Genomic DNA, 2,793 nt, shown 5'->3' on the forward strand with positions numbered 1-2,793 from the left:
CCGTTGCGGGTTTCGGGAGTACCGCCAGATTTAGAAATTACCGATACTAGAGTAGTACTAAGATCTTCAATCCCAGCTAAAACGCGATCTATTCCCCCAGGATCGGTATTATCAATAAAATGGATTTTCAACGGTGGTTCGTCGGGGGCTAGGGCTTGTGCCACAAACTGAGGACCGAGAGCCGATCCGCCAATACCAATGGAGAGAATATCGGTGAATTTTCCGCCACTAGGAGGTTTAATTTCACCACTGTGTACCTTTTTAGTAAATTCTAAAACGCTATTGTTGGTATCGATAATATCCTGTTTTAATTCTGCGGTGGGGGCTAAATCTGGGTCGCGCAACCAATAATGACCCACCATGCGGTTTTCATCAGGATTGGCGATCGCACCACCTTCTAAGGCTTCAATATCTTTAAATGCTTTCTCGAATTTGGGTTGTAGTTCTGCTATGAGAGCGTCGTCGAAAGAAATGCGGCTTACATCCAAATAAAATCCTAAATCTGCGTCGTAATAGAGCCAATCTTGGTAACGTTGCCAAAGTGTCAGGTTGTCCATAAGTAAGTTTTTATGTCAGCGCGAATTCTACCTGTAAGTTTAGTAGAAGCGTACCTGACTTTTGACAGCGTTTTACAATTTCTTCCCAAAGTTTGCTCAAAAGATAGCTTTTTATTTGAAAGTCGATCGCTCGATCGCAAACATACTCTACCGTATTGACGAGCGACCCCGCGTACCACAAGGGCATAATATCGCCGAAAGGCGCAAACGCCAGTTCCTTCAACGGGTCACAGACCCGCAACGGACTGGCTTGGGAACGCGCGAGTATTGACGAGTTGATTTTTTTTAATTATCATAAAAACATACGTTACCGTATGGAAAAATGAAGCTTGGTTTTAACAAAAAAAGATTGGATTGATGCGGGATGGGTGCTGATGGCAAACCAGGGAGTAGCAGCCGTCAAAATAGAAGTGTTAGCTCGCCACCTAGAAGTCAGTAAAGGTAGTTTTTATTGGCATTTTAAAAACCGTAAAGAACTACTTGAAGGGATTTTGCAGCGTTGGGAAAATGAAACCCTTTGGCTCATTGAAGAGTCTCAAAAAGAACCTACCCCCGAAAGACAGTTGGTCAAGCTATTTGTTTTGGCAGAAGAATTGTGCAATCTACCAGATCCCGAAACGGCAATTTTTATTTGGGCAAATCAAGATCCAGCAATACAAGAGCGAGTGCAAATTGTCGAGACAGCAAGAGTAGATTTTCTCAATCGATTATTACAAGACTATGGGTTCAATGAAATAGAAGCCAGACACAAAGCGGAGATTGGCTATTTTGCTTTTATGGGATTTTGGGAGCGCAAAGAGAGAGATAAAAAATTTGACCTCAGTATGAAAGAGTTTGGGAGTTTTTTAATCAATATGCTTTTGACTCCAATACAGGGAAGGGATTAGGGGACTAAGGAGACTAACAACTAATAAATGTACGGGCGGTTCGCGAACCGCCCCTAACAACTAATAACTAAAAATGGAAAAACTACAAAAGATACCGATAAATAACAAACTAATAATTGCTCTGGGGGTGGTGGGTTTCGCGTTGGTGGGAGTGACGACTATCTATAGTCTCAATCGCACGGCAACCAAAGAAGAAACAGAAACCATTCAACCCCAGCCGATTAATGCGGTTACTGCTTTGGGCAGAATTGAACCCCAAGGAAGTACGATTGAACTTGCTCCGACCCCAGATTTAGGAGGAGCAAAGATAGCTAAATTATTGGTGGAAGAAGGCGATCGCGTCACGGAAGGGGATACTATTGCTTTATTGGATAACTATAAGCGCGCCCAAGCTGCTTTGGAATTAGCTCGTCAAGAAGTAAAAGTAGCAGAAGCGGATTTAGCTATCGTTAGGGCTGGGGCAAAGCAAGGGGATATTAATGCTCAAGCTGCAACTTTAGCCAGAGTCCAAGCTCAGTTGGCAGGAGAGATCGCTGCCGACCAAGCAGAAATTGCTCGTCTAGAAGCTCAATTGCGTAACGAAACTGCCGAAAGACAAGCCACAAGCGATCGCGTTAAAGCGGAATTAAACAATGCAGTCAGTGAATTAAGACGCTATCAAGCCTTAGCTGATGATGGAGTGATTTCAGAATCGGAATTAGATTCTCGTCGTTTGACGGTGGCAACAGCTAAAAACAACCTTGCTGAAGCGGAAGCTAGTTATAACCGTACTTTAACTACTTTGGGACAACAAATCGAACAAGCCCAAGCGGTAGCAAGACGTAATAAAACTACTTTAGAGAAACAAATCGCCGAAGCCGAAGCCACTTTAGACAGCGTGGAGGAAGTGCGGGAAGTAGATGTAATTAAAGCACAGGCAAATATAGCAAGAGCGATCGCAGCTTTAGCTCAAGCAGAAGAAGATTTAGAATTAACTAGCATCAAAGCCCCCAGCAACGGACAAATTATCAAAATTAACGCCTATCCAGGGGAAATAGTCAGCGAAGACGGGGTAGTGGAATTCGCCCAGACTAGCAAAATGATGGTGGTAGCAGAAGTCTACGAAAGCGATATCGGTAAGGTAGAAGTGGGACAGACTGCCACCATTCGTAGCGAAACGGGTGCATTTACAGGAGAGATTACTGGTACAGTCGCTCGTGTTGGTTTAAAAATTGGCAAACAAGATGTATTGAGTACCGATCCTGCGGCGGATGTAGATAGCAGAGTAGTAGAGGTAAAAATTTATCTAGATCCTGAAACTAGCAGTAAAGTAGCACGTCTGACTAATTCTAAAACTATTGTCAAGATAA

At 43.4% G+C, this 2,793-nt stretch carries 4 protein-coding genes; 2 read left to right on the top strand and 2 right to left on the bottom strand.

Going from position 1 to position 2,793, the window contains the following annotated elements:
• A partial coding sequence (locus tag AC33VI_RS18080; protein WP_491783656.1) for a phosphoglucose isomerase-related protein occupies window positions 1-557 on the bottom strand: 557 nt, incomplete at its 3' end.
• 10 nt (window positions 558-567) lie between these two features.
• On the bottom strand, window positions 568-744 hold the full coding sequence (locus AC33VI_RS18085; protein WP_491783657.1) for a hypothetical protein: 177 nt from the start codon (window positions 742-744) through the stop codon (window positions 568-570).
• Between the two features lie 142 nt (window positions 745-886).
• Between AC33VI_RS18085 and AC33VI_RS18090 the strand changes: the two genes are divergently transcribed.
• Both AC33VI_RS18090 and AC33VI_RS18095 read left to right on the top strand, forming a co-directional pair.
• A complete protein-coding gene (locus AC33VI_RS18090) occupies window positions 887-1,444 on the top strand; it encodes a TetR/AcrR family transcriptional regulator (RefSeq protein ID WP_491783658.1) in 558 nt (185 codons plus the stop codon).
• Window positions 1,445-1,517: 73 nt separating this feature from the next.
• The coding region (locus tag AC33VI_RS18095; RefSeq protein ID WP_491783659.1) for an HlyD family secretion protein at window positions 1,518-2,793 on the top strand (1,276 nt) is incomplete at its 3' end.

It is taken from the genome of Waterburya sp. (genome assembly GCF_058530065.1).